We start from the raw sequence: 25259 nt of genomic DNA, 5'->3' as shown, positions 1-25259 counted from the left end.
CCCTCTTATTGTTCTGTCAGGGGGCGCACGCGCACGCCCTGTTCAAGCGACGCCAGCAACGCGGTGTCGTGGATGCCAAAACCGATCTGCGTGACCGCCATGGCGGCGATGGCCGTGGCGGTGCGCAGCGTCTGCTCCGGGGTGTCGGCGCTGAGCAAGCCGTGCAGCATGCCCGCCAGCAGCGAATCCCCGGCACCCACGGTGCTGGCGACGCTGACCTTGGGTGGCGAAGCATGCAGCGCCGTACCGACACTGAACCAGTTCACGCCATCGGCACCGTGGGAAATCACCACATGTTCGACGCCCTGGGCATGCAGGCGCTGCGCCGCTTGCGCCTGGGCCAATTCGCTCACCACCTCGCAACCCAGCGCGTCGGCCAGCTCCTCGGTGTTCGGCTTGATCAGCCACGGCCCCGCCGCCAGGGCGACGCGCAAGGCTTCGCCACTGGTGTCCAGGGCCACGTTCAGGCCGAGTGTTTTCAAGCGCATGATCAAGGCCTGCAACCACTGCGGGCTGACGCCCCGAGGCAAGCTACCCGCGACCACGACCACGTCGTGACCGGGGGCGATTTGCTCAAGGCGCGCCAGCAAGGCCTGCTGTGCGGCTTCATCAACCACCGGGCCCGGGCCGTTGAGGTCAGTGATGCGCCCATCCTGCTCGGCCAGTTTGATATTGCTGCGGGTTTCGCCGGGAACACGGATAAAGGCGTCGACAAAACCACGCTGGGCAAACAGCGTCTCAAACACCTGGGCATTGTCTTCGCCCAGAAAACCACTGACCGTCAGCGTATGGCCGAGATCGGCCAACACTTGGGCCACGTTCACGCCCTTGCCGGCGGCGTGGGCGTGCATGGCGTCGCTGCGGTTGACCTGGCCCGGCTCCAGGCGCGCCAACTCTACCGTGAGGTCGAGCGCCGGGTTGAGGGTCAGGGTAAGAATCTTCGCCATTACAGCGCCTCCACTAATGCGCGCACGTCATCGGCGCTGCCCACGGCCAAGGCCTCTTGGGCCAAGGTTTGTACTTGCGCCAGGCTCAATTCGCGGACCCGCGCCTTGACCTCGGCAATGCTGCGGGCCGAGACGCTCAGTTCGTCCACGCCCAGGCCCACCAGCACCGGCACCGCCAGCGGGTCGGCCGCCAGTTCGCCGCACACGCCGACCCATTTGCCATGGGCATGGGCGGCGCGCACGGTGATGTCGATCAGTTGCAGCACCGCCGGGTGCAGGCCATCGGCCTGGGCAGAAAGGGTCGGGTGACCACGGTCGATCGCCAGGGTGTATTGCGTCAGGTCGTTGGTGCCGACGCTGAAGAAGTCGACTTCCTTGGCGAGCACCGGCGCCAGCAACGCGGCGGACGGCACTTCGATCATGATCCCCAGTTGCAGGTCCGCCACGGGAATTTCCTGGCGCAGGCGTTCGGTCATGTCCCGGGCCTGGCGCCATTCATCGACGCTGCCCACCATCGGGAACATGATCCGCAATGGGCGGTTGTCCGCCGAGCGCAACAGGGCACGCAGTTGCGCTTCCATGACCTGCGGACGCTGCAAGGTCAGGCGAATGCCACGCACGCCCAGGAACGGGTTTTCTTCTTTCGCGATCGGCCAGTACGGCAGCGGCTTGTCGCCGCCCACATCGAGGGTGCGCACCACCAGCGGTCGACCGGCCAGGCCGTCGAGCACCTTGCGGTATTCGGCTTCCTGGGTCGCTTCGTCCGGGGCCTCGTTGTGGGCCATGAAAATCAATTCGGTGCGCAACAGGCCGATGCCCTCGGCGCCCTGCTCCACCGCACTGGCGACACCGGCGCTTTCGCCGATGTTGGCAAACACTTCCACGGCATGACCCTCACGGGTCTGCGCCGGTTCGTGGCGCTGCTGGGCAGCGACCTTGAGGCGCTGCTCGCGGGTGTCGCGTTCCTCGGCAGCCCGTTGCAAGGTGGCGGCGTCAGGGTCCACGTGCAGGCGACCGCGCTGGCCATCCAGCAACAAGGACGTGCCCGGCGCCAGCAGCAACACCGCCGTACCGGCGCCCACCAGCGCTGGAATGCCCAAGGCCCGGGCAACGATGGCGCTGTGGGCGGTGGCGCCGCCACGGGCGGTGAGAATCCCCGCCACCCGCGTCGGGTCCAGGCGGGCCACATCGGACGGGCCGACTTCGTCCATCACCAGGATGTAGGGTTGATCGGGTTCGTTCGGGGTTTCGACGCCACACAGTTGCGCCAGCACACGACGGCCGACGTCGCGCAGATCGGCGGCACGTTCGGCCAGCAAGGCGTCCTGCAAGGCTTCCTGTTCTTTCGCGGCAGCTTCAACCACCCCCATCCATGCCGCTTGCGCACTCTCGCCCAGCTTCAAGCGGGTGTCGACTTCGTCGCTCAGCTCCGGGTCGTCGAGCATCTCCTGGTGGGTGATGAAGATCTCGCGGATGGCCTTGGCCTTGGCGCGTTCGATCAGGCCTTGGATATCGCGGCGCACCTGGTTCAAGGCGTTTTGCAGGCGCTCGCGCTCGATGGCCGCCGACTCACCGCGCAACGGGTAGTCAATGGCCTGCAGCACTTGGATGTGGGCCGGGCCGATGGCGATGCCCGGGGCGGCGGCGACGGCCTGGATCAGGCTGCCGGATTCGGGCGCCAGCACGACAGTCGCCACTTCGGCCATTACCGTTTCCCGCGGTGCACTCGGCGGCGGCAGCGGTTCGACGTCTTCGCCAAGGCCTTCTTCGATGGCCGCCAGCAGTGCCGGCAATGCATCGGCGGCAATGCTCGGCTCGGCGATGAATTCCAGGACCTGGCCGCGACGGGCGCCCAGGCTCAACAGCTTGCTCAGGCTCTTGGCCGACACCGCGCTGTCCTGGCCGTCGACGATGCGCACGCGGATCTCGCCTTCGAAGCTTTTCGCCAACTGAGCGAGGATTTTCGCCGGGCGTGCATGCAGGCCATGGGCATTGGCCAGGCCGATGCGCGCGCTGGGCCAATCGGCGGGCAGTTCGCCGCCGAGCACTTCCAGCACCTTGCGGCTGCTGGTGGCGCGACCCAGTTCGTGGCCGCGACCTTCGATCAGCAAGGCGCAGAGCCTTTCCAGCAAAGCCTGGTGAGCCTCGCCGAGGCTGGCGAGGCAGAACAGACCGCTCAACGGTTGACCCAGGTAACGGATGGGCTTGTCCGGCGTGACGAACGCCAGGCCCGGACGCTTGACGGTCTGTTCACTGTGCAGCCACCACAAGCCATCGCCCAGGGGCAGCGCATCGACTTGCTGCAACACCCCGGCAAAGCCATTGCTCACGCAATCGGCCTGGCGCAGCAAGCGGGCGCCACGCCATACCAGCTCTTCAAAATCGTCCGCCGACACACCCAGACCGATCATCTGGGCATCCAGGGCCAGTTCCTGCGGCGCGCCTTGCAGCAGCTTCAGCAAGGCTTCGGCGGAACTGGCACGGCGCAGGGCCTGGCCCAGGTCAGTCTCGCCGAGGGCGCGGGTCAGCAGTTGCAGCAGGCGCAGGTGTTCGTCGGACTTGGCCGCGATACCGATCGCCAGGTAGACGATCTGACCATCGCCCCAGTCCACGCCCTCCGGGAATTGCAGCAGGCGCACACCGGTCGAATAAACCAGGTCGCGGGTCTGCGGGGTGCCGTGGGGAATGGCAATACCTTGGCCAAGAAAGGTCGAGCCCTGGGCTTCACGAGCCTGCAAGCCGGCGAGGTACCCCTCAGCCACCAAGCCATCGGCCACCAGTTTGTCGGCGAGCAGTTGCAGTGCAGCGTCTTTATCCACAGCCGTCTGAGCCATGGATATCTGCTCTAGAGTGAGCTCGAGCATGCTTTCTCCTTTTTGGCGTCCGGTTGGCGCCAGGTATTGTTTTGAATGAATCAGCTTAGCGTTGCAGGATGATTTTTGGCGTGATCACGGCAGAAGGGCCAAAAATCCTGCTAGCCTTGAAAATACGCTTGCTGAAACGTTTAATCTAGAAAGATTGGCACGTTACTCGATAATCTCTCATCCTTGAAGTGCAACTTGTCGTAAGCGTTTGGACGGTGACCGTCAGCTTGAATCGGGTAGGATGGCCCTTATCGTCGGGGCTAACTCGAAAAAACAAGGAAAACCGGGTTGAAACTCAGTGATATTGCCCAACTGGCCGGTGTGTCCGTGACCACCGCCAGTTACGTCATCAACGGCAAGGCCGAACAACAACGCATCAGCAGCGCCACCGTCGAACGGGTGCGGGCGGTGGTCCAGGAACACGGCTTCACGCCCAATCCCCAGGCCGCCGGGCTGCGCAGCCGACACACCCGCACCCTGGGCTTCATCCTGCCAGACCTGGAAAACCCCAGTTACGCACGCATCGCCAAGTTGCTGGAACAAGGCGCACGGGCCCGAGGCTACCAGTTGCTGATCGCCAGTTCCGACGACGCCCCCGACAGCGAACGGCAACTGTTGCAGTTGTTCCGTGCCCGCCGCTGCGATGCGCTGATCGTCGCCAGTTGCCTGCCGACCGGCGACGACAGTTACCAGCAACTGCAGGCCAAGGGCATTCCGATCATCGCCATCGACCGGGTCATGGACCCTGCGCGGTTCTGCTCGGTGATCAGCGACGACCGCCAGGCCAGCCTGCAACTGACGCGCAGCCTGCTGCAAACCCACCCTCGGCAAATCGCGCTGATCAGCGCTCGTCCCGAGTTGAGTATCAGCCAGGAACGCACCGCAGGTTTTCGCGAAGCACTGGCCGGGTTCGAGGGCCAGGTGCTGATCGAGCATGGTGAGTCGTTCAGCCGTGAATGCGGCCGCCAGTTGATGGATGAAATGCTCGCACGCCTGGGGCATCTGCCCGATGCGCTGATCACCACGTCCTATGTGCTGCTGCAAGGGGTGTTCGACGCCCTTCACGATTTCCCGCTCAAGTCGCGGCCGTTGCGCCTGGGCACGTTTGGTGACACGCAGTTGCTGGATTTCCTGCCGCTACCGGTCAATGCCATGTCCCAACAGCACCAACTGATCGCCGAAAAAGCCTTGGAACTGGCCCTGGCGGCCATCGAAAACGATGACTACCAGCCAGGCGTGCAGGCCATCGCGCGGACGTTCAAGCAGCGTATTCACCAGGGCTGAAGCTTCTTCAGGATTGATGCATGGAGTTGATCGATACCCACACCCACCTGGATTTCCCGGACTTCGACGCGGACCGCCCGGCACTGCTGGCCGAAAGCCGCGCCTTGGGCGTGCGGCAAATGGTGGTGCTGGGTGTGTACCGGGACAACTGGCAGCGGGTCTGGGACCTGGTGCAAAGCGACCCGGACCTGCATGCCGCGCTGGGCCTGCACCCGGTGTATCTCGACCAGCATCGCCCCGACGACGTGGCGCTACTGCGCGAGTGGCTGAGCCGCCTGGCCGGGCACCGGCAATTGTGTGCCGTGGGGGAAATCGGCCTGGATTACTACATCCCGACCCTGGACCGCGAACGTCAGCAGAGGCTGTTCGACGCACAACTGCAACTGGCGGTGGAGTTCGAACTGCCAGCACTGATCCACGTGCGCCGCAGCCATGCCGACGTGATCGCGACCCTCAAGCGCACGGGGCCCAAACGCGCAGGGATCATCCACGCCTTCGCCGGCAGTTTTGAAGAGGCCCGCGAGTACATCAAGCTCGGCTTCAAGCTCGGCCTGGGCGGTGCCGCGACCTGGCCCCAGGCCTTGCGCATGCACCGTGTGCTGGCGAAATTGCCGCTGGACGCGGTGGTGCTGGAAACCGACTCCCCGGACATGGCCCCGGCGATGTTCCCCGGCCAACGTAATACGCCGGGGCATTTGCCGGCGATTTGTGAGGCGTTGGCCGGGATCATGGGTATCAGCCCAGAACGATTGGCCGAGGCCAGTACCAGCAACGCCCGAACATTGTTCAACTGGTAAAAAACCTGTGGGAGCGGGCTTGCTCGCGAAAGCGGAGTGTCAGGCAACCTATTTGGCGACTGATGCACCGCTATCGCGAGCAAGCCCGCTCCCACATTGGATCTGTGGTGGGCCTAGGAACTACACCCGAAACGCATTGATCAACTGCTTGAGCACCACCACCTGGGCGGACAGTTCGCGGCTGGCGTCTTCGGTCTGGTGGGCACCTTCGGCGGTGCGTTCGCCGGCGCGGTTGATCTCGACGATGTTCTGGTCGATGTCATGGGCCACGGCCGTCTGCTGCTCTACCGCTGCGGCAATCTGTTGGTTTTGGTCGACGATCATGCCCACCGCGCCAAGAATGTTTTCCAAGGCCTGCTGGACCTTTTCCGATTGACCGACCGTGCCGCTGGCCATCTCATGACTGGTGCCCATCGCCTTGACCGCGGCGCCGACACCGCCGTGCAAGCGGCTGATCATCGCTTCGATTTCTTCGGTCGATTGCTGGGTCCGCTTGGCCAGGGTCCGCACTTCATCGGCCACCACCGCAAAGCCGCGCCCCTGCTCACCGGCCCGGGCCGCTTCGATGGCGGCATTGAGGGCCAGCAGGTTGGTCTGCTCGGCGATGCTCTTGATCACATCCAGCACGCGACTGATGGCCTGGCTGTCGGTCGCCAGTTGATTGATCACCTGCACTGACTGATCGATCTCGCTGGCCAGGCGGGCGATGCTGCCCTGCTGGGATTCCACCAGCCCGCGCCCGCTGAGGGTTTCGTCGTTCACGCTGTGGGCACTGCTCACGGCGGCGGCGGCACTGCGGGCAACCTCCTGGGCCGTGGCCGACATCTGGTTCATCGCCGTGGCCACCAGTTCGATCTGGCTGCGCTGGCCGGCGACGGCCTGGTTGCTCTGGGCCGATACCGTTTCCACCTGCCCGGCCTGGCGTTCGACTTCCGCAACCGTGCGGCCGACCTGCTCGATCAAGTCATGGATCTTCGCCACCGTACCGTTGAACACTTCCCCCAATTCACCCAGCTCATCCTTGCTGCGGGCGACGAAATTGACCGTCATGTCCCCCGCTGCCACCTTGTCCATCATCTGGCCCAGGTGCTGGAGGGTGGTGCGGGTCGACGCGTAGAAACCCGCGTACAGGTAAAAAATCAACAGGAACACCAGCACCAACGCCACGGCTTGCAGCACCATGTGGCTGCGATTCTGCTCCAGACGCTGCTGCAACTGCACGCCGAGAAAAGTCTGGGTCGCCTCGTTCAGCCGATAGGTCTGCTCCATCAAGCCACTGACCTGCTCAAAGAATGCCGGCCACGGCGCATCGAGGGTATCAGCCATCACCACCTGCTCCTCGATCAGCTCCGAGGCTTTCTTGAGCGTGCTCTTGCTGCCGTCGGCCTGGGCGGCCAGGGTTTGTCCGGCAGCCTGACTGGAGCCGAGGGCGTCCTGCAGTTTCAAGTCGTACTCGCCCTGGAGCTTTTCGATCTGCCCCAGCAACTCGTCGAAACGGGTGCTCGACGCCGAATTGAGAAACCCCAGCCCCAACGAGGACGCGCCCAGCGCCCGGCCTTCGCCGAGTATCTGGGTGACCTTGGGGGTCGTGCCGATGATCAGCTCACTGAGCTGGCGGATATCGCTCTGGTTGTCGCGGCTCAGCCCCGCCTGGCTGGCGATGATCTGGCTGAACATCTGGGCGCTGTTGAGCAACTTGCCAATCAGTGCACTTTTGCTCTGCAGGGATCTTTCGGCCTGCTGGGCCTTGAAAGCACCGATCATCTCGTCGCGCTTGGCATCGAAGGCACTGATCTGCTCAGGTTCGACGGCCATGGCGACCATGCCTTGCAGCCGCGCGAGGACCTGTTGCTCCAGGCTGCCGATCTTCGCCTCCACATCACCGGCCTTGCCGGACTGGCCCAGGCTGGCATTGATCTGCACCAGGTTATTGAGGGTTTCCAGGTCCCGGCGCAGGATCAGGCTGCTGCCCAGCAGGTCGAGGCTTTGCAGCTCCACTTGCGTGCCCTGGAATTCCCGATAGGAATCGCGCACCAGAAAGAAGTTGGTCACCAGCATGGGCAACAGGAACAGCACGCTGATCAGGCTGAACTTCATGCCGAAGCTCAGGCGGTTCATCAGCGCGACGGCGGGCCAGAGCAAACTCTTCACTAGGAAGCCTCCCGGTAGTGTTCTTATTGTTATGGGCTCGCGCACGGAGAGAGCAGAAAGCCACTATTCGGGCGCTGCTCCTGTATAGCCTAAATCGGCGGAGAGATTTGTAACTTAAGGTTAACGGTGTAGGAGCTGTGTAGGAGCTGTCGAGTGCAACGAGGCTGCGATCTTTCCAAAAACACTTGAATCTCAAGCGAAAGATCAAAAGATCAAAAGATCGCAGGCTTCGCCAGCTCCTACAGAACCGAGCGCAAGCAAGCTCTCGCCACAAAAGCTCCTAGGCCTACATTGATCAGGCCAACACCGTCCACAACGCAAACCCGGCATACCAGAGCACCGCCGCGCGCAGCAGCAACTCCCAGAGGCGGTCCAGGCTGTTGATGCCGTCCGGTCCGGCGACGGGCCTGGGGATCTCGCCGGCCACCAGGCCGACTTTGTCGATGAGAGCGGCGGCGCTGATGTTCCAGTTCAATAGCTCATGCAGCATGACCCGGCTCACCGCGACGAAATTGCCCACCAGGGCGAAGCTCGCCGCCAGCAACCGCACCGGTACCCAATCGAAGGCATGGCGCATTTGCGCGGCCCGCTCGGCCACGCCGGGGTTCTGGCTGTGCTCGGCGGCCAGCGCCAGCAGTCGATAACTCAGGGCCGCGACCGGGCCCAACAGGAAGTACCAGAAAATCACCGCGAAAAAGCTCTGGTAGGCCTGCCACAACAAATGCCCCTGGACCCGCTCCAGCAACTGCTCGCCATCATCGGCTTCAATGTCCAGGTCGCGCTTGGCCACGTGGGCCGCCGCTTGCAGGTCTTCTCGACGCCACGCGTCGCGAAACGGCCCGAGGCCGGCCAGCAGATCGCCGCGTCCCAGGCTGTAAATCACCACCAGCAAATGCACCGGCAGCGCCAACAGACCGTAGGCCACCGGTTCCAGCACCCACAGCAGCAACGCCAGCAGCGCCACAGGCAGCAGGACCAAAATCGTCAGCACCAGCCAGGGTCGGTTGATCCAACGTGGGCTCGCCTCGAGCTTGTTCAGCTCGTGCAGCCAACCGCCGTCGCGCTGGACCCGCTGGCGCAAGGCCGAGAACTTCTCGATCCAGACGGCCAGCAGCAACACCAGAAAACTCATTGTCCTTCCCCTTCTGTCAGGGCCGCGCGATAGCGCACCCAGTCGAATGCCGGTCCCGGATCGGTCTTGCGCCCCGGTGCGATGTCGCTGTGCCCGCAGATACGCTGCACTGTGATCGCCCTGAACGCCGCTTGCAACTGCCGGGTCAGGTCCACCAATGCGGCATATTGCGCATCGGTGAACGGCAGATCATCCGTGCCCTCAAGCTCGATGCCCAAGGAAAAATCGTTACAGGTTTCACGCCCCTCGAAGCACGAGACACCCGCATGCCACGCGCGATCCAGACAAGAGACAAACTGGGTCACAGCGCCGTCACGCTCGATCAGAAAATGCGCAGAAACGCGCAGGTCGGCGATACCGACAAAGTAGGGATGCTCCGTGACATCCAGACGATTCTGGAAGAATTCCTGCACCTTGCCCGTGGCGAATTGTGCCGGTGGCAAGCTGATGTTGTGGATCACCAGCAGGGAGATTTCGCCTTCGGGGCGCGCATTGAAGTTGGGCGATGGGCAATGACGCACCCCTTCGCACCAACCGCTCGCGGAGTCCAACTGCATACAGGTTCCTTCGATGACGACGGTGAAAGCCGCCAGTATGCCGTGATCGGACCGGCCTGCGCGATCACTTGCCGCGATTGAGCTGGCGCAGATTGCCCAGCACCGACTCCAGCGCGCGATCGAACAACAGGGTGTCGTCCAACAGCCGCGCCGCTCCCCGGCGAAACTCCAGGGCCAGGCTGGTACGGCTGTGCTCCAGCACCTTGAGGCCGGTGCGATTGACGAATACGTATTTGCCAGTGGCCTCGATGATCGCCGCCAGCTTGCAACGCAGGGTGTTGTCGTCGTCCTCCTGGAATTCGACCCAGCTCCCCAGGTGCAACTGGTCGACCTGGAGCAGGCCCACGTCGTCGGCCGGCAAATGCACCGCTACGCTCTCCCCCGCCGTTTTTTGAGGGGGACGCAAGACGATTCTTTCCAGCACCTCGACCATGACCGGTGACGTGAACGACTGGGCCTGTTCCGTCGCTTGACCCATGCGCTCGAGCGCCTGCACATGCAGGGCTTCCAGCTCACTGAAAAACTCGCTGGTGGCAAACGGATCGAACGCCGAGCGACTCAAGCCGTCACGCAAGGCCTTGAGCAGTTCGGGCACCATCGCCAGCAAACGCAGGCCGGCATCGGGTTCGTCGTGAGGCTGGACGCTCCAGATCAATTGCTCCAGGGTCAAGACGTCGGCCTGCCACTCGGCGGAATACTTGCCATGCTTGAAGCACGTCAGCAGCAACACTTGGCTCCAGGCGTGTTGCACGAACTCCACCACCGCTTGCGGCAAGACCTTGCCCAACATCACCTGGTTCAGCGCCCCTTCGACGCGCTGGCGCGCCAGCTCGGCCTTGGCCCGGCCCTCTTCGGCATCGCGGATACGCTGTTCGAGCAGCTCACTGCGGCGGCGCTCGTCACTGGTGAAGGCCAGGAAGTCGGCCAGCAGCTCGGAGAAAATCGCCGGGTCATCGACAAAATCGTTCAATAAGCGCTGCACCACCTGGTCGATGCGCAGGTAGAGGCTGTCGCGCTGATGATCGTCGCAATCGCCCCAGCCCATGGCCGCGGCCGCAATTTCGTTAAGCAGTCGCCGGGCCGGATGATTGCCACGGCTGAAAAAACTCTTGTCCTGCACCGCGACCTTGAGCATCGGGATCTGCAGGCGGCCAATCAGGGCCTTGAAAGAGTCTGGCAAGTTGTGATCGTCGAGGATGAATTCGAACATCATCGAGATCAGGTTGATCACGTCTTCATCGGCGCCTTCGACCACGCGAGACTTGCCACTCCTGACGCTGACCCGGGTCAACAGTTGCTCGAGCTGGCTACGCAAATCGAACTCGTCGTGAGCGGTTGGCGCCGGCACGTATTGCTGCAAATGAGAGAGCAACCGCAGCAGGTCACGGGTAGAAATCGGCTGGGGCGGCACGCTGGGCTCCAGGGTCGGCGCGACAGTGCCACGCACCTGCATCAACAGTTTCTGCAAGGCGGCGAACACTTCCTGCACGCTGTCATCGACCTCGTCATCGCTGGGCTTGGCAGCCACCTCGGCGTTGGGCCTGGGGCTATCCTCGGAGCGATCCGACGCCCGGCGCGCCAGCGTAACCTTGAGCTCTGGCAGGATACCTGTGGCGGCCAGCAACTGGTTGGCCTCGGTATAGAGTTGGTCGCAATCGCTGAGCACATAACGCTCGAACAGCTTGAGCAGGATCAGCTTGACCTTGATTTCCACGCCCAGGTTGCGCCCGGCCTGCAGGAACTTCTCGCACAGCAGTGCCGGGCTCAGGGGATTGTGCTGATTGGCCAGCGGTCGGGCCAGCAGCACACCGAGCCGGGCTGTGAGTTGCTCCAGCGACACGCCATCGCGCCTGAGCACCCGGGTGACCATCGCCTCGACCGCCAGATGCCGCTCCAGCTCGTCCTGGGAGCGCTGGATTGGACTCTCTGGCGCCAGGTTCGGCGCCAGGGTGGCGTGGGTCAGGTCGTACTGGGCGAGGCTGACGAAGGTCTCGAAAAACTGCTCGATAAATTCACGCTCGATGCTTTTGCGCTTCAGGCGCAGGTCCCGCATGGCCTCGAAGTAGAGGTTCTGCTCGACGTCATCGCGCGCCCGGTCGGCCATTTCAAACAAAGTGTCGTCGGCGTTATCGAACAGCCCCTGCAAGCCCTGGCGCAACTGCTGGGCGGCCTTGTCGCGAACCTGAAGCAGAATCACAGGCAGGCGGGCGAGCGGCGAAGGATTCGCCTGATCGGTAGCGACCTTGTGCAAAGGCACTACATTCCCGTCGTTGTGCATCCTGGCCTCCTGAAACAGCTTTGCTTCGGCTCGAGACGTCAAAGCTATGACGTCAATCGAAAGGCGGATTATCAGGTAAAAGAACCCCGTCGCACCAGCACACTCTGTGATCCATCTCGAAATACGGCGCAATAAGTGACCGGGGAAATGAGGAAATGTTGCGAGGACGCGACCAAATGCAGGTTTCGACACCCTATAATCAGGCCACTTTGTTTGTGGAGCCCGTTATGCCGAATCTACGCCTCGCCGATCTGACCGCCGAAATCGAAGCCAACGTGCGCCGTGCGTTGCTTGAAGACATCGGCAGCGGCGACATCACTGCGCAACTGATCCCCGCTGAACGCCTGGCCAAGGCCACCATCATCACCCGCGACGCGGCAGTCATCAGTGGCACGGCCTGGGTCGATGCCGTATTCCGGCAACTGGACCCGCGTGTCGCGGTGCATTGGCAAGTAGCCGACGGCGAACGGGTCAAACCCGATCAAGCGCTGTTCCACCTGGAAGGTCCGGCCCGCTCGCTGCTGACCGGCGAACGCAGCGCGCTGAACTTCCTGCAAATGCTTTCCGGCGTTGCCACGCGGGCTCGTTACCTGGCCGACTTTGTCACCGGTACCCAGGTCAAGCTTCTGGACACTCGCAAGACCCTGCCCGGGCTGCGTCTGGCCCAGAAGTACGCGGTCACCTGCGGTGGCTGCCACAACCACCGCATCGGCCTGTACGATGCCTTCCTGATCAAGGAAAACCACATCGCCGCCTGCGGCGGGATCGCCCAGGCCATCGCTGCCGCCCACAAGATCGCTCCGGGCAAACCGGTGGAAATCGAAGTCGAAAGCCTGGCGGAATTGAAAGAAGCGCTGGCGGCCAACGCCGACATCATCATGCTCGACGAGTTGAGCCTGGACGACATGCGTGAAGCCGTACGTCTCAATGGCGGCAAGGCGAAACTGGAAGCCAGCGGCGGGATCAACGAAAGCACGTTGCGCCCGATTGCCGAGACAGGGGTGGACTACATCTCGATCGGCGCAATGACCAAGGATGTGAAGGCAGTGGATCTGTCGATGCGCTTGAGCCTCTGAATCGAGTAGGAGGCGGCCTTACAGCCGCCGTCCTCTCACACCACCGTACGTACGGTTCCGTATACGGCGGTTCAGGTTACACGGCTAAGCCGGTTTATCGTATCCAGTATCGAGAGCAATCCGAGCTGATTCCACAGTTTCTTCGGTAGCGCCTGATTCATATGTGACGCTCCCGAGTTCCACCATGGGCCTCGCCCGTTGAATGCTGATGTACAGGCTCGCGCTTCGCTAAGGCCTAGGCGTATCAGGTTGCGCGCCCTCGTCGAGGGCTGCTTCCATTGGCGCCAGATGACACATCGAAGCTTACGTCGTACCCAACCGTCCAGTTCCTCAAGGGCTCGCTTGTTCTGACTGCGCTTGAAGTAGCCCGCCCAGCCAAGCAGCACGGGGTTTATCCGGTCAATGACATCCGCCATCTTGTGACCACGTGCCCCACGCAACAGCGCTCTGAGCCGGTCGCGCAAGCGCCCTAGGCTCAGCGTCGCCACTTTCAGCTTCGGCTGTTTATGCCAACTCATCCCATAACCCAGGTAGTCACAGACCCAGGGCCGCGCCACACGGCTCTTTTCCCGATTCAGCGCTAGTTTCAGTCGCCGGCTCAGGAAGCGCTCAACCCCGGCCAACACCCGTTCGCCAGCACGACGACTGCGCACATAAATGTTCGCATCATCGGCATAACGCACGAAGCGATGGCCCCGCCGTTCCAATTCGCGGTCGAGTTCGTTGAGCAGGATGTTCGACAGCAGCGGCGAGAGCGGGCCGCCTTGCGGCGCCCCCTCCTGCCGGCGGCTGACGACCCCACCCGACATGACTCCAGCTTCGAGGTAACAACGGATCAGCCTGAGCACCCGCTTGTCTTCGACATCGTGGTTGACCCGATCAAAGAACTTCTCCAGATCGAGCTCCACGCACCAGCGGTGGCCCGCCGCCACATGGGTGCGGGCTGTTTCGATGGCTTGATGAGCGCTTCTACCCGGGCGAAAGCCGTAGCTGTAGTCCGAGAACAGAGGGTCGAAAATCGGCGTGAGCTGTTGCAGCAAGGCCTGTTGGATCAGACGATCCACGACGTTGGGAATGCCCAACTGCCGTGTTCCACCTTTGGGTTTGGGGATTTCGACGGCGCGCACACCTTGCGGGTGATACTCGCCGGCCAGCAGCCGAGCCTTGAGGATCGGCCAATACTGATTCGTGTAGTCCGCCAATTGCTCCACCGTCATGCCATCGGCACCCGGTGCGCCCTTGTTGCTGACCACGCGTTGGTACGCACGCCGCAGGTTGGCGGGCACAAGCACCCGCTCCATCAGCGTGTCCGGCTCCGCGTTCGTCCACGTCACAGACGCCGCCGATGTTTGTGCCCTGCCAGTCGTCACCCTCGGATACCGTCCGGAGCTTGGGGTAGCAGTCTTCTCTTAGAGAATATTCCACACTTCAACATTCGACGAGACTCTGACGCCTACTGGCGGCATAACCTGTTCGGCCCTTCATCGCCCCGGTTTCGGCGATTACTACGGCTTCAGCTGACTTCTGCACGCTCATCCCGTCGCCTCTCGACGCTCGGTAGCACAGTGGCAAGCCTGCAGATCTCCCAGGGTAATTCGCGCGACCTTCCTGCTTATGCCTGTCGGATCTACGTCACAGCGTTCCGTGCAAGTATTGGGCTTTGAAGATGTTGGCCTTCTTACCCCGCTGCGCCGCCTCTATCCGCTTCCTGTTCGTCAGGCCAGCATTTTGCCTCGGGCTTCCTTCAGATTCGCAGTCACCCGCGACACCCTTGCCTCTGGCTAACACTTCCCCTTGCCGGGTGTGTAGAGGACTTGCACCTCCAAGTCACCAGCGTGGCCACCACAGCCAAGCTGGTTGCGCTTACGCGCAACGCGCCATGCCTGGCGCACCAACAAAAAACGCCAGCCTTGAAGACTGGCGTTTTTTTCAGACCACCAGATTGTTCATCTCGCAGTACTCATCCCATTCCACACCCAACACCTCGGCCGCTTCCTTGTGCAAGGCAAGGCGCTGTGCCTCGAATTCTTCAGGTGCGCTGGTGTACTTGAGCGTCAGCTCCCAAGGTTGCAGCCCCTGGGCTTCGGCCTCGTCCTCGAACGCCCATTGGATCTGGTCTTTTTGATCGTCGGCAGACAAGTCCTTGATCTCTTCCAGCAACTGGGGCGCATCCAATACGTATTTTTTCAGCGCTTCTTCGTGCCTGGCTTCCTGGGACAATTCTTTAACAGTCATGGCGTTCTCGTTGATCTGGGGAATGGAAGATGGATCTGGATCATCAAGGATCTCTCTGACGCAAAAAAACCGTGTGAAGCCCGGTTTATCTGGCCTTCAGAACCATTCGGGGATCATCTGAAAACTGCTGGGCGATGCACATGCAGGCATTGAATATAGGACGTTTTGCCGACGATTTACACGGTTCTTTACATCTATCCCACAAAAAAAAATGCGCATGAGAAACCAGGGGAGCTTGGGAACATCTGTCAAAATAACCAGTCGTAGCCATGTGCCATACCGGCACTTCACAAGGAACCCCAGTGATGCGCAGCTTTTCGAAACGTTCGTTGACCCGGCTTGCTACCGCGACCTTGCTGCTCGGCAGCCTGACCTTGACCGGCATTGCTCAAGCGGCTGTTGAAGTCTCCTCCGATGGGCCGTCTTCCAACGACGCCATTCCTGCCCTTCGTTATGACCGATTTGATAAGTACGTACTCGTCAAGACCGATGTCAGCGTCAGCGCCTTGGAAAACCTGCCAAAAACCGTGAAGAACAACGCCGAGGAACTGGAAAGCCAGAAACGCGTCCTCAGCGAGCAGGCCCGTCAGATCGAAGAACTCAAGCGCAACAGTGGCTCCAGTTCCACCTCCAGCAGCAAGGAGATCGACGAACTCAAGCGCACCATCAAGGAACAGGAACGCGACCTGAACGATCTGGGCAAGCAAGTGGAAGAACTCAAGCGCAATAGCGGCTCCAGTTCGAATTCGAGCAACAGCGAGATTTCGTCCCTGAAACGGGAGCTCAGCGATCAGGATCGCGAGATGGATCAGCTCAAACGCACGGTCGAGGAGCTGAGCAGGAAAGTGAAATAACGAGGGGGATGGTGCCCGAGACAGGAATCGAACCTGCGACCTTCGCGTTACGAGTGCGCTGCTCTACCGACTGAGCTACACGGGCGGTGGCTAAACCTAGCACCGTCCCCTGTGGCCAGGCAACCCGCGACGCAGGGATTTTCACCACACAGCAAAACGCCCCGAACCAGTCGGGGCGTTTGCTTGTTCAGCGGTCAGGCGAAGGGGTGATTAAACGCCCGATGCCTTGGCTGCTGCGACGTCCTTGATGGACAGCTTGATACGGCCGCGGTTGTCCACGTCCAATACCAGCACTTCCACTTCCTGGCCTTCTTTGAGGATGTCGGTCACTTTCTCGACGCGAGCATCGCTCAGCATGGAGATGTGAACCAGACCGTCCTTGCCCGGCAGGATGTTGACGAACGCGCCGAAGTCGACGATGCGCTCAACCTTGCCGACGTAGATCTTGCCGATCTCGGCTTCTGCGGTGATCCCCAGGACGCGCTGGCGTGCTGCTTCTGCCGCTTCCTTGGTTTCGCCGAAGATCTTGATCGAACCGTCGTCTTCGATGTCGATCGAAGCCTTGGTTTCTTCGCAGATCGCACGGATGGTCGCGCCGCCTTTACCGATGACATCACGGATTTTGTCGGTGTCGATTTTCATCGCGATCATGGTCGGAGCGTTTTCCGACAGTTCGGTACGGGACTGACCGATGATCTGGTTCATCTGGCCGAGGATGTTCAGGCGCGCTTCCAGGGCCTGGCCCAGGGCGATTTCCATGATCTCTTCGGTGATGCCCTTGATCTTGATGTCCATCTGCAGTGCGGTGACGCCTTTGGCGGTACCGGCCACTTTGAAGTCCATGTCGCCCAGGTGGTCTTCGTCACCCAGGATGTCGGTCAGGACGGCGAACTTCTCGCCCTCTTTGACCAGACCCATGGCGATACCGGCAACCGGCGCCTTCATCGGCACACCAGCGTCCATCAGGGCCAGGGAAGCGCCACAGACCGAAGCCATCGAGCTCGAACCGTTGGACTCGGTGATTTCCGATACCACGCGAATGGTGTACGGGAACACGTCAGCGGCTGGCAGCATGGCCTGGACCGAACGACGGGCCAGACGGCCGTGACCGATTTCGCGACGACCAGCGCCACCCATGCGACCACACTCGCCCACCGAGAACGGAGGGAAGTTGTAGTGCAGCATGAACGGGTCTTTCTTTTCGCCTTCCAGGGTGTCCAGCAGTTGCGCGTCACGGGCGGTGCCCAGTGTTGCAACGACCAGCGCCTGGGTTTCGCCACGGGTGAACAGTGCCGAACCGTGGGTCTTCGGCAGGACGCCGACTTCGATGTTCAGCGGACGTACGGTGCGGGTGTCGCGACCGTCGATACGCGGCTTGCCGTTGACGATGTTTTCGCGAACGGTGCGGTATTCGATTTCACCGAAAGCGGCTTTGACGTCGCTGGCCGATGGCTGGCCTTCTTCGCCGGACAGCTTGGCAACGACCTGGTCTTTCAGCTCGCCCAGGCGTGCGTAACGGTCGGCCTTGACGGTGATGGTGTAGGCTTGGGAGATCGCTTCGCCGAACTCGGCACGGATCGCACCCAGCAGTTCGGTGGCTTCGGCTTGCGGAGCCCAGGCCCAGGTTGGCTTGGCGGCTTCGGCGGCCAGTTCCTTGACGGCGTTGATCACCACCTGGAACTCGTCGTGGGCGAACAGCACGGCGCCCAGCATCTGGTCTTCGGTCAGTTCCTTGGCTTCGGATTCAACCATCAGCACGGCTTCGGAAGTACCGGCCACGACCATGTCCAGGCTCGAAGCCTTCAGTTGCTCGTAGGTCGGGTTCAGCAGGTAGCCGGTGCTTTCGTGGAACGCGACGCGGGCAGCGCCGATCGGGCCATCGAAAGGAATGCCGGAGATCGCCAGGGCAGCCGAGGTACCGATCATCGCAGCGATGTCCGGATCGGTTTTCTTGCTGGTGGAGACGACGGTGCAGACAACCTGCACTTCGTTCATGAAGCCTTCTGGGAACAGCGGACGGATCGGACGGTCGATCAGTCGGGAAGTCAGGGTTTCTTTCTCGGAAGGACGGCCTTCGCGCTTGAAGAAACCGCCAGGGATCTTACCGGCAGCGTAAGTCTTTTCCTGGTAGTGAACAGACAGAGGGAAGAAGCCCTTGCCTGGATCGGCTTGCTTGGCACCGACAACGGTCACCAATACGCTGACGTCGTCGTCAACGGTGACCAGCACTGCGCCGGAGGCCTGACGGGCGATGCGGCCAGTCTCGAGGGTAACGGTCGACTGACCGAATTGGAATTTTTTGATTACCGGGTTCACGGTGTCCTACCTTCTTTGTGGCTCTTGGGGAACTTGTCTTCTTGCGAAATTCTTGGGCAGTGACGGGAATCGGCCCGACGTCTGTCCAGGGTAAAACGTGTATCCAGATAAAACTTGAGGCTGGGAGCCTGCCATGCGCCAGCGGAAAACCCACTGACGTACGACAGACCACCAACCTCTAGCGCAATCGCTGATTAGCGACGCAGACCCAGGCGAGCGATCAGAGCGCTGTAACGGCTCACGTCCTTGCCTTTCAGGTAGTCCAGCAGCTTACGACGCTGGTTTACCATGCGGATCAGACCACGACGGGAGTGGTGATCTTTACCGTTGGCCTTGAAGTGACCTTGCAGTTTGTTGATGTTGTGGGTCAGCAGTGCAACTTGCACTTCTGGCGAACCAGTGTCACCAACAGCTTGCTGGTAGTCAGCTACGATTTGAGCTTTTTCTTGAACGTCGAGAGCCATGAGGCAATCCTTTTAGTCAGGAAACTGTTTCAAGGAAACAGCTTCAACAGGCCAGGGACAAATCCCTGTATCTATAAATGAGTAGTGACCGTGCCTGTTAACAGCCACACTCGCCAACCTGCTGTCAGGCAGGCTGGTTCCGGTCATTCCGACCGAATCAATCGACGCGGCGCAATACGCCCGTCTTCGCTCACTTCACCGATACCGATGAAGCGACCGTTGTGATCCTGTACCCGGACCATGCCGAACTTCGGCGCATCCGGGGCGCGTACCGGCTGGCCGTTGAGCCAGTAGAACGCGCTGTGTTCCGAAAACTGCAACAGCGGCCAGTCCAGCAACCCGCTGTCCGATGGCATCAGGAAACGGTCGACCGCTTCGTTGCCGCCTTCGGCATGTACCGCTTCAAGCTCTTCCAGCGTGACCGTCTGGGCCAACGTGAAAGGCCCGGCCTGGGTCCGTCGCAATTCTGCCACGTACGCGCCACAGCCGAGCTGTTCACCGATATCCTCCACCAGGGTCCGGATATAGGTGCCTTTGCTGCAGTCCACGGCCAGCCGCGCAGTATTACCGTCAAAGGCCAGCAATTCCAAGCGCGCAATAGTAACAGAACGCGGTTCCCGCTCCACTACTTCGCCTGCACGGGCCAATTTATACAACGGCTGGCCATCACGCTTCAGAGCCGAGTACATCGGCGGTATCTGGCTGATTTGCCCGCGAAATTTCGGCAACACCGCTTCGATATCTGCCTGACCAACGGTCACCGGGCGCTCCAGCAAAACCTCACCTTCGGCATCTGCCGTGGTGGTGGTCTTGCCCAGCTGCGCCAGGGTCTCATAGCCCTTGTCAGAATCGAGCAGGTACTGGGAGAACTTGGTCGCCTCGCCAAAGCACAACGGCAACACGCCGGTGGCCAGCGGATCGAGGCTACCGGTATGCCCGGCCTTTTCAGCATTGAGCAGCCAGCGAACCTTCTGCAACGCCGCGTTGGACGTGAACCCCAGCGGCTTGTCGAGCAGGATGATACCGCTGACGTTACGACGGATACGTTTGACCTGAGCCACCGATTACTCCTTGGTGTCTTCGGGTTCAGCCGCAACCGGGTGCTGACTGTCTTCAGCCACGGCGCGTTCGATCAGGGCCGACAGATGCGCACCCCGCACGACGCTTTCGTCGTAGTGGAAGTGCAACTGAGGGACGCTGCGCAACTTCATCTCCCGGGCCAGCTGCATACGCAGGAAGCCGGCGGCCGAGTTGAGCACCTTGATGCTCTGGGCGATTTCTTCGGCGCTGTCCTGGCCCATCACGGTGATGAAAATCTTGGCATGACCGACGTCACGGCTGACTTCCACTGCGGTAATGGTGACCAGGCCGACGCGCGGGTCTTTGACTTCGCGACGGATCAGTTGGGCCAGCTCACGCTGCATCTGATCGCCGATTCGTTGGGTACGGCTGTATTCTTTTGCCATGTCTTGTTACCTGTTACTGCCCCACGGTGAAACCCGCAAGGTCTGAAAGCGGCAAACGCCCGGCCTGGCAAAAGCCAGACCGGGCGTTGCGTTTAGAGTCCGCCAACCAGGCAGCGCATGTTCATGCGGCTGCCCGGTGCGGCTCTTGAAGTACGCGAGTTAGAGGCTGCGAGCAACCTGGACCTTCTCGAAGACTTCGATCTTGTCGCCGACCTTGACGTCGTTGTAGCTCTTGACGCCAATACCGCATTCCATGCCGGCACGTACTTCGGAAGCGTCATCCTTGAAGCGGCGCAGGGATTCCAGCTCGCCTTCGAAGATCACGATGTCTTCACGCAGTACACGGATCGGACGGTTACGGTGAACAACACCCTCGATCACCATGCAACCGGCGATGGCACCAAACTTCGGCGAACGGAACACGTCGCGAACTTCGGCCACACCCAGGATGTTCTCCCGGACGTCGCTGCCCAGCATACCGGTCAACGCTTTCTTGACGTCTTCGATGATGTCGTAGATCACGTTGTAGTAACGCATATCCAGGCCTTCCTGCTCGACGATCTTGCGAGCGCCGGCATCGGCACGCACGTTGAAGCCGAACAGTACAGCGTTGGAGGCCAGTGCCAGGTTGGCGTCGGATTCGGTGATACCACCGACACCGCCACCGACCACACGCACTTGCACTTCGTCGTTACCCAGGCCGTTCAAGGCGCCGTTCAACGCTTCGAGCGAGCCACGGACGTCGGACTTGAGGACGATGTTGAGCGTCTTCTTCTCTTCCTGGCCCATGTTCTCGAAGATGTTTTCCAGCTTGCCAGCGTGAGCACGAGCCAGTTTGACTTCGCGGAACTTGCCTTGACGGAACAGAGCCACTTCACGGGCTTTCTTCTCGTCAGCCACAACGCTCATCTCGTCGCCAGCGTCCGGGGTGCCGTCCAGGCCGAGGATCTCGACCGGGATAGCGGGACCGGCTTCCTTGATTGGCTTGCCGTTCTCGTCGAGCATGGCGCGCACGCGGCCATAGTTCGAGCCGACCAGCACCATGTCGCCTTGACGCAACGTACCGTCCTGGACCAGGACGGTCGCAACCGGGCCACGGCCCTTGTCGAGGCGCGATTCAACGACCACACCACGGCCAGGAGCCGAAGGCGTAGCGGTCAATTCCAGAACCTCGGCTTGCAACAGAACGGCTTCGAGCAGTTCGTCAACGCCGGTACCCATCTTCGCCGAGACCGGTACGAATGGAGTGTCGCCACCCCACTCTTCGGAAGTCACGCCATGAACCGACAGTTCGCTACGGATGCGATCGAGATCGGCGCCCGGCTTGTCGATCTTGTTCACCGCAACCACCAGAGGTACGCCAGCTGCCTTGGCATGCTGAACGGCTTCGATGGTTTGCGGCATCACGCCGTCGTCCGCTGCAACTACCAGGATCACGATGTCGGTCGCCTTGGCACCACGGGCACGCATCGCGGTAAACGCGGCGTGACCCGGGGTGTCGAGGAACGTCACCATGCCGCGGTCGGTTTCAACGTGGTAGGCGCCGATGTGCTGGGTAATACCGCCAGCCTCACCTGCTGCAACCTTCGCACGACGAATATAGTCGAGCAGGGACGTTTTACCGTGGTCGACGTGGCCCATTACGGTCACGACCGGTGCACGGGAAACCGCCTCACCTTCAAACTTCAGGGACTCGGCCAGGGAATCTTCCAGGGCGGTGTCGCTGACCAGGGTCACTTTGTGGCCCAGCTCTTCAGCAACCAGTTGGGCAGTTTCCTGGTCCAGTACCTGGTTGATGGTGGCTGGCGTACCCAGCTTGAACATGAACTTGATGATTTCAGCAGCCTTGACCGACATCTGCTGGGCCAGATCGCCCACAGTGATGGTCTCGCCGATCTTCACTTCACGCACGACAGGGCCGGTAGGGCTCTGGAAACCGTGGGCGTTGCGTTTCTTCAGCTTGGCCTTGCCGCGACCGCCACGACGGAAGCCGTCGCTTTCTTCGTCGGTGGTACGTGGCGCAACACGGGGTGCCGGCGCCTTTTCCTTGACCGAAGCACGATGAGGAGCGTTCTTGCGCTCGCCATCGCCACTGCCACGACGGTTGTCGTCGGCACGTGGTTTGTCGGGACGACGCTGCTCGTCGCGCTTGCGGGTATCGGCTGGAGCCGGCGCCGGCGCCACGACTGGAGCGGCTTCGCGCGCAGGTTCGGCTACCGGGGCAGTAGCCTCGACGGCTTCTACCGGAGCGGCTTGCGCAGCAGCAGGCTGGCGACGCGCTTCTTCTTCGGCGCGACGCTTGGCTTCTTCTTCAGCCTTCTGACGAGCAGCATTTTCTACTGCGCGACGTTCTTCCTGTTCGCGTTTGCGCTCGGCTTCGATTTCTTCCGGGCTGCGCTGTACGAAGACTTTCTTCTTGCGTACTTCAACGCTGATGCTTTTGCTACCGGCAACACGCAGGGTGCTGGTGGTTTTACGCTGCAGAGTGATCTTGCGCGGTTCTTCCACTTTCGCCTTGTGACTGCTCTTCAGGTGAGTCAGCAGGGACTGCTTCTCACTGTCGGTCACATGTTCCTCGGCGGCGGTGTGCGGCAGACCTGCCTCACGCATCTGCTGCAACAGGCGCTCTACCGGTGTTTTGACCTCATCGGCCAGTTGTTTCACCGTGACTTGCGTCATGCACTTCTCTCCTCAGGCCGCGCCTAATTACTCGAACCAGTGGGCTCGGGCGGCCATGATCAACTTGCCGGCACGATCATCGTCAATGCCGTCGATGTCGAGCAGATCGTCAATAGACTGCTCGGCCAGGTCTTCGCGGGTAATTACGCCGCGCACCGCCAGTTCCATCGCCAAATCCTTGTCCATGCCCTCAAGCGAGAGCAGGTCTTCGGCCGGATGGGCGTCTGCCAGCTTTTCCTCAGTAGCGATGGCTTTGGTCAACAAACGATCCTTGGCCCGAGCGCGAAGCTCGTTGACGATCTCCTCGTCAAAGCCGTCGATGTTGAGCATTTCCTCCACCGGTACGTAGGCAATCTCTTCCAGGCTGGTAAAGCCTTCATCCACCAGCACCTGAGCCAGCTCTTCATCGACTTCAAGCTCTTCGATGAAGTTGCGCAGGATGTCGCCGGTTTCAGCTTGCTGCTTAGCCTGGATGTCCGATTCGGTCATCACGTTCAGGGTCCAGCCAGTCAACTGGCTGGCCAGACGCACGTTCTGACCACCGCGACCGATGGCCTGAGCCAGATTGTCTGCGCCAACGGCGATGTCCATGGCGTGGGCATCTTCGTCGACGATAATTGCCGCCACTTCAGCAGGCGACATGGCATTGATCACGAACTGAGCCGGGTTATCGTCCCACAGGACGATGTCCACACGCTCACCGCCCAACTCGCCGGATACGGCCTGGACACGCGAACCACGCATGCCAATGCAGGCACCTTGCGGGTCGATACGCTTGTCCTTGGAGCGGACCGCGATCTTGGCACGCGAACCCGGATCACGGGAGGCGGCCATGACTTCGATCAGGCCTTCAGCAATTTCCGGCACCTCGATGCGGAACAACTCGATCAGCATTTCCGGCGCTGTACGCGACAGGATCAGCTGTGGGCCCCGGTTCTCGGTGCGGATTTCCTTGAGCAGCGCACGCAAACGCACGCCGACCCGGAAAGTTTCGCGAGAGATGATGTCTTCACGAGCCAGCAACGCTTCAGCGTTGTTGCCCAGGTCGACGATCACGTTGTCGCGGGTCACTTTTTTCACGGTGCCGGAGATGATTTCCCCCAGGCGTTCGCGATAAGCGTCGACGACTTGCGCGCGCTCGGCTTCGCGAACTTTCTGCACAATAACCTGCTTGGCAGTCTGTGCAGCGATGCGACCGAATTCAATGGATTCGATTTTTTCTTCGACGACATCACCTACCTTGGCGCCCGGGTGCGTTTCTGCAACCTTGCTCGGCCAGGTTTCGATAGCCGGATCGTCCAGGTCGGCTTCCTCGACCACCGTCCAGCGACGGAAAGTCTCGTAGGCACCAGTGTGGCGATTGATTTCCACACGCAAATCAACTTCGTCTTCAAACCGCTTCTTGGTAGCAGTGGCCAGAGCCAGCTCCAGCGCTTCAAAAATAACGTTAGCCGGTACGCCCTTTTCATTGGATACCGACTCAACAACCAGCAGTACTTCTTTGCTCATCGTACGCCTCGCCTTTCGCAAGCCATTGGATCCGCGGGATCCGCAGTATCTGGCACGTATCAGTCAAAACTGGGAATAATGTTGGCCTTGTCGATCATATCGATCGGCAACAGGAACTCATGGTCATCTACCTGCACCACGACGTCCTGCTCTTCTACACCGCGCAGAAGGCCTTGGAAGTTGCGTCGACCTTCGAAAGGCGAACGCAGCTTGATCTTCACTTGTTCACCGGCAAACGAAGCGAACTGTTCAAGTGTGAACAGGGGGCGCTCCATGCCAGGCGAGGAAACTTCAAGGGTGTATTCAGAGGTGATTGGATCTTCAACATCCAGTACACCGCTGATCTGACGGCTGACGATGGCGCAATCATCCACCAACACGCCGCCTTCCTTATCGATATAAACGCGCAATAGTGAGTGGCGACCTTGAGCCGAAAACTCAATACCCCAGCATTCATAGCCAAGGGCCACGACCACCGGGGCCAACAAGGCCTGCAACTGTTCTAGCTTGCTCGACACCTGAACCCCCTCGTGCATGTTTGTGCATGCTGTGCAAATAAAAAAAAATGGGCGAATCGCCCATCCCTGAAACGCCGTCGAACAGCGGCGTTATAAAGTGTCCAGCTAACAAAAAGCCCCTTGGAAGGGGCC

19 protein-coding genes and 1 tRNA gene are annotated in these 25259 nt (G+C 61.0%); 4 read left to right on the top strand and 16 right to left on the bottom strand.

From position 1 onward, the window contains the following. Positions 1 to 5 precede the first annotated feature (5 nt). Together pfkB and ptsP are read right to left on the bottom strand one after the other, a co-directional pair. Positions 6 to 947 (bottom strand): 1-phosphofructokinase, encoded by a 942-nt coding sequence (pfkB, locus tag GFU70_RS04235; protein ID WP_058542938.1) that lies wholly within the window; start codon positions 945 to 947, stop codon positions 6 to 8. After that, on the bottom strand, positions 947 to 3811 hold the full coding sequence (ptsP, locus tag GFU70_RS04230; RefSeq protein ID WP_153387648.1) for a phosphoenolpyruvate--protein phosphotransferase: 2865 nt from the start codon (positions 3809 to 3811) through the stop codon (positions 947 to 949). Before ptsP ends, pfkB begins: the two co-directional genes overlap by 1 nt. A 288-nt stretch (positions 3812 to 4099) precedes the next feature. On the opposite strand from ptsP, the gene cra reads away from it, so the two are divergent. Both cra and GFU70_RS04220 read left to right on the top strand, forming a co-directional pair. Then, complete coding sequence (gene cra / locus GFU70_RS04225; protein WP_058543951.1) at positions 4100 to 5095, top strand: catabolite repressor/activator; 996 nt, start codon at positions 4100 to 4102, stop codon at positions 5093 to 5095. A gap of 20 nt (positions 5096 to 5115) precedes the next feature. Beyond that, positions 5116 to 5892 (top strand): TatD family hydrolase, encoded by a 777-nt coding sequence (locus GFU70_RS04220; RefSeq protein WP_153387647.1) that lies wholly within the window; start codon positions 5116 to 5118, stop codon positions 5890 to 5892. 120 nt (positions 5893 to 6012) lie between these two features. On the opposite strand, the gene GFU70_RS29005 is transcribed toward GFU70_RS04220, so the two are convergent. The 4 genes from GFU70_RS29005 to GFU70_RS04200 all read right to left on the bottom strand — a co-directional run bounded on the left by GFU70_RS29005 (position 6013) and on the right by GFU70_RS04200 (position 12010). Next, positions 6013 to 6717 (bottom strand): methyl-accepting chemotaxis protein, encoded by a 705-nt coding sequence (locus GFU70_RS29005; RefSeq protein WP_413468848.1) that lies wholly within the window; start codon positions 6715 to 6717, stop codon positions 6013 to 6015. Positions 6718 to 8338: 1621 nt separating this feature from the next. Beyond that, positions 8339 to 9175 (bottom strand): regulatory signaling modulator protein AmpE, encoded by an 837-nt coding sequence (ampE, locus tag GFU70_RS04210; RefSeq protein ID WP_058543954.1) that lies wholly within the window; start codon positions 9173 to 9175, stop codon positions 8339 to 8341. Next, positions 9172 to 9732: a 1,6-anhydro-N-acetylmuramyl-L-alanine amidase AmpD gene (gene ampD / locus GFU70_RS04205; protein ID WP_058543955.1), complete on the bottom strand. Its 561-nt coding sequence runs from the start codon at positions 9730 to 9732 to the stop codon at positions 9172 to 9174. Before ampD ends, ampE begins: the two co-directional genes overlap by 4 nt. Positions 9733 to 9796: 64 nt before the next feature. Then, a complete protein-coding gene (locus GFU70_RS04200) occupies positions 9797 to 12010 on the bottom strand; it encodes a DUF1631 domain-containing protein (protein ID WP_153387645.1) in 2214 nt (737 codons plus the stop codon). A 227-nt stretch (positions 12011 to 12237) separates the two neighbouring features. Here GFU70_RS04200 and nadC point away from each other — a divergent pair, with 227 nt between their 5' ends. Continuing rightward, positions 12238 to 13086, top strand: coding sequence for a carboxylating nicotinate-nucleotide diphosphorylase (gene nadC / locus GFU70_RS04195; RefSeq protein WP_058543957.1), 849 nt, complete (start codon positions 12238 to 12240; stop codon positions 13084 to 13086). 71 nt (positions 13087 to 13157) lie between these two features. Here nadC and ltrA read toward each other — a convergent pair whose 3' ends face one another. Together ltrA and GFU70_RS04185 are read right to left on the bottom strand one after the other, a co-directional pair. Further along, positions 13158 to 14456 (bottom strand): group II intron reverse transcriptase/maturase, encoded by a 1299-nt coding sequence (gene ltrA, locus GFU70_RS04190; RefSeq protein ID WP_153387644.1) that lies wholly within the window; start codon positions 14454 to 14456, stop codon positions 13158 to 13160. 559 nt (positions 14457 to 15015) lie between these two features. Next, positions 15016 to 15321 (bottom strand): DUF6388 family protein, encoded by a 306-nt coding sequence (locus GFU70_RS04185; protein ID WP_153387643.1) that lies wholly within the window; start codon positions 15319 to 15321, stop codon positions 15016 to 15018. 305 nt (positions 15322 to 15626) lie between these two features. Between GFU70_RS04185 and GFU70_RS04180 the strand changes: the two genes are divergently transcribed. Beyond that, positions 15627 to 16175, top strand: coding sequence for a hypothetical protein (locus tag GFU70_RS04180; RefSeq protein ID WP_153387642.1), 549 nt, complete (start codon positions 15627 to 15629; stop codon positions 16173 to 16175). Positions 16176 to 16184: 9 nt separating this feature from the next. On the opposite strand, the gene GFU70_RS04175 is transcribed toward GFU70_RS04180, so the two are convergent. From GFU70_RS04175 to rimP, 8 genes are all read right to left on the bottom strand, one after another. Beyond that, positions 16185 to 16260, bottom strand: a tRNA-Thr gene (locus GFU70_RS04175). A 125-nt stretch (positions 16261 to 16385) separates the two neighbouring features. Next, complete coding sequence (pnp, locus tag GFU70_RS04170; RefSeq protein ID WP_058543783.1) at positions 16386 to 18491, bottom strand: polyribonucleotide nucleotidyltransferase; 2106 nt, start codon at positions 18489 to 18491, stop codon at positions 16386 to 16388. A gap of 194 nt (positions 18492 to 18685) precedes the next feature. Then, a complete protein-coding gene (rpsO, locus tag GFU70_RS04165; protein ID WP_003197723.1) occupies positions 18686 to 18955 on the bottom strand; it encodes a 30S ribosomal protein S15 in 270 nt (89 codons plus the stop codon). 143 nt (positions 18956 to 19098) lie between these two features. After that, positions 19099 to 20016: a tRNA pseudouridine(55) synthase TruB gene (gene truB, locus GFU70_RS04160; RefSeq protein WP_014336577.1), complete on the bottom strand. Its 918-nt coding sequence runs from the start codon at positions 20014 to 20016 to the stop codon at positions 19099 to 19101. A 3-nt stretch (positions 20017 to 20019) separates the two neighbouring features. Further along, complete coding sequence (gene rbfA, locus GFU70_RS04155; protein WP_003177871.1) at positions 20020 to 20421, bottom strand: 30S ribosome-binding factor RbfA; 402 nt, start codon at positions 20419 to 20421, stop codon at positions 20020 to 20022. Between the two features lie 159 nt (positions 20422 to 20580). Beyond that, positions 20581 to 23100 (bottom strand): translation initiation factor IF-2, encoded by a 2520-nt coding sequence (infB, locus tag GFU70_RS04150; protein WP_058543784.1) that lies wholly within the window; start codon positions 23098 to 23100, stop codon positions 20581 to 20583. Positions 23101 to 23127: 27 nt separating this feature from the next. After that, positions 23128 to 24609, bottom strand: a complete 1482-nt coding sequence (gene nusA, locus GFU70_RS04145) for a transcription termination factor NusA (protein ID WP_003177868.1) — start codon at positions 24607 to 24609, stop codon at positions 23128 to 23130. A gap of 59 nt (positions 24610 to 24668) precedes the next feature. Beyond that, the gene (gene rimP, locus GFU70_RS04140; RefSeq protein WP_013692254.1) at positions 24669 to 25127 is read right to left on the bottom strand and encodes a ribosome maturation factor RimP; all 459 of its coding nucleotides are present in this window, start codon (positions 25125 to 25127) and stop codon (positions 24669 to 24671) included. Positions 25128 to 25259 lie beyond the last annotated feature (132 nt).

Origin of the sequence: Pseudomonas brassicacearum (genome assembly GCF_009601685.2) — a bacterium.
In the GTDB taxonomy this organism is placed as follows: domain Bacteria; phylum Pseudomonadota; class Gammaproteobacteria; order Pseudomonadales; family Pseudomonadaceae; genus Aquipseudomonas; species Aquipseudomonas kilonensis_B.
The sequence above is the reverse complement of the archived record's forward strand: the minus strand, read 5'-3'. Positions and strand labels throughout refer to the sequence as shown.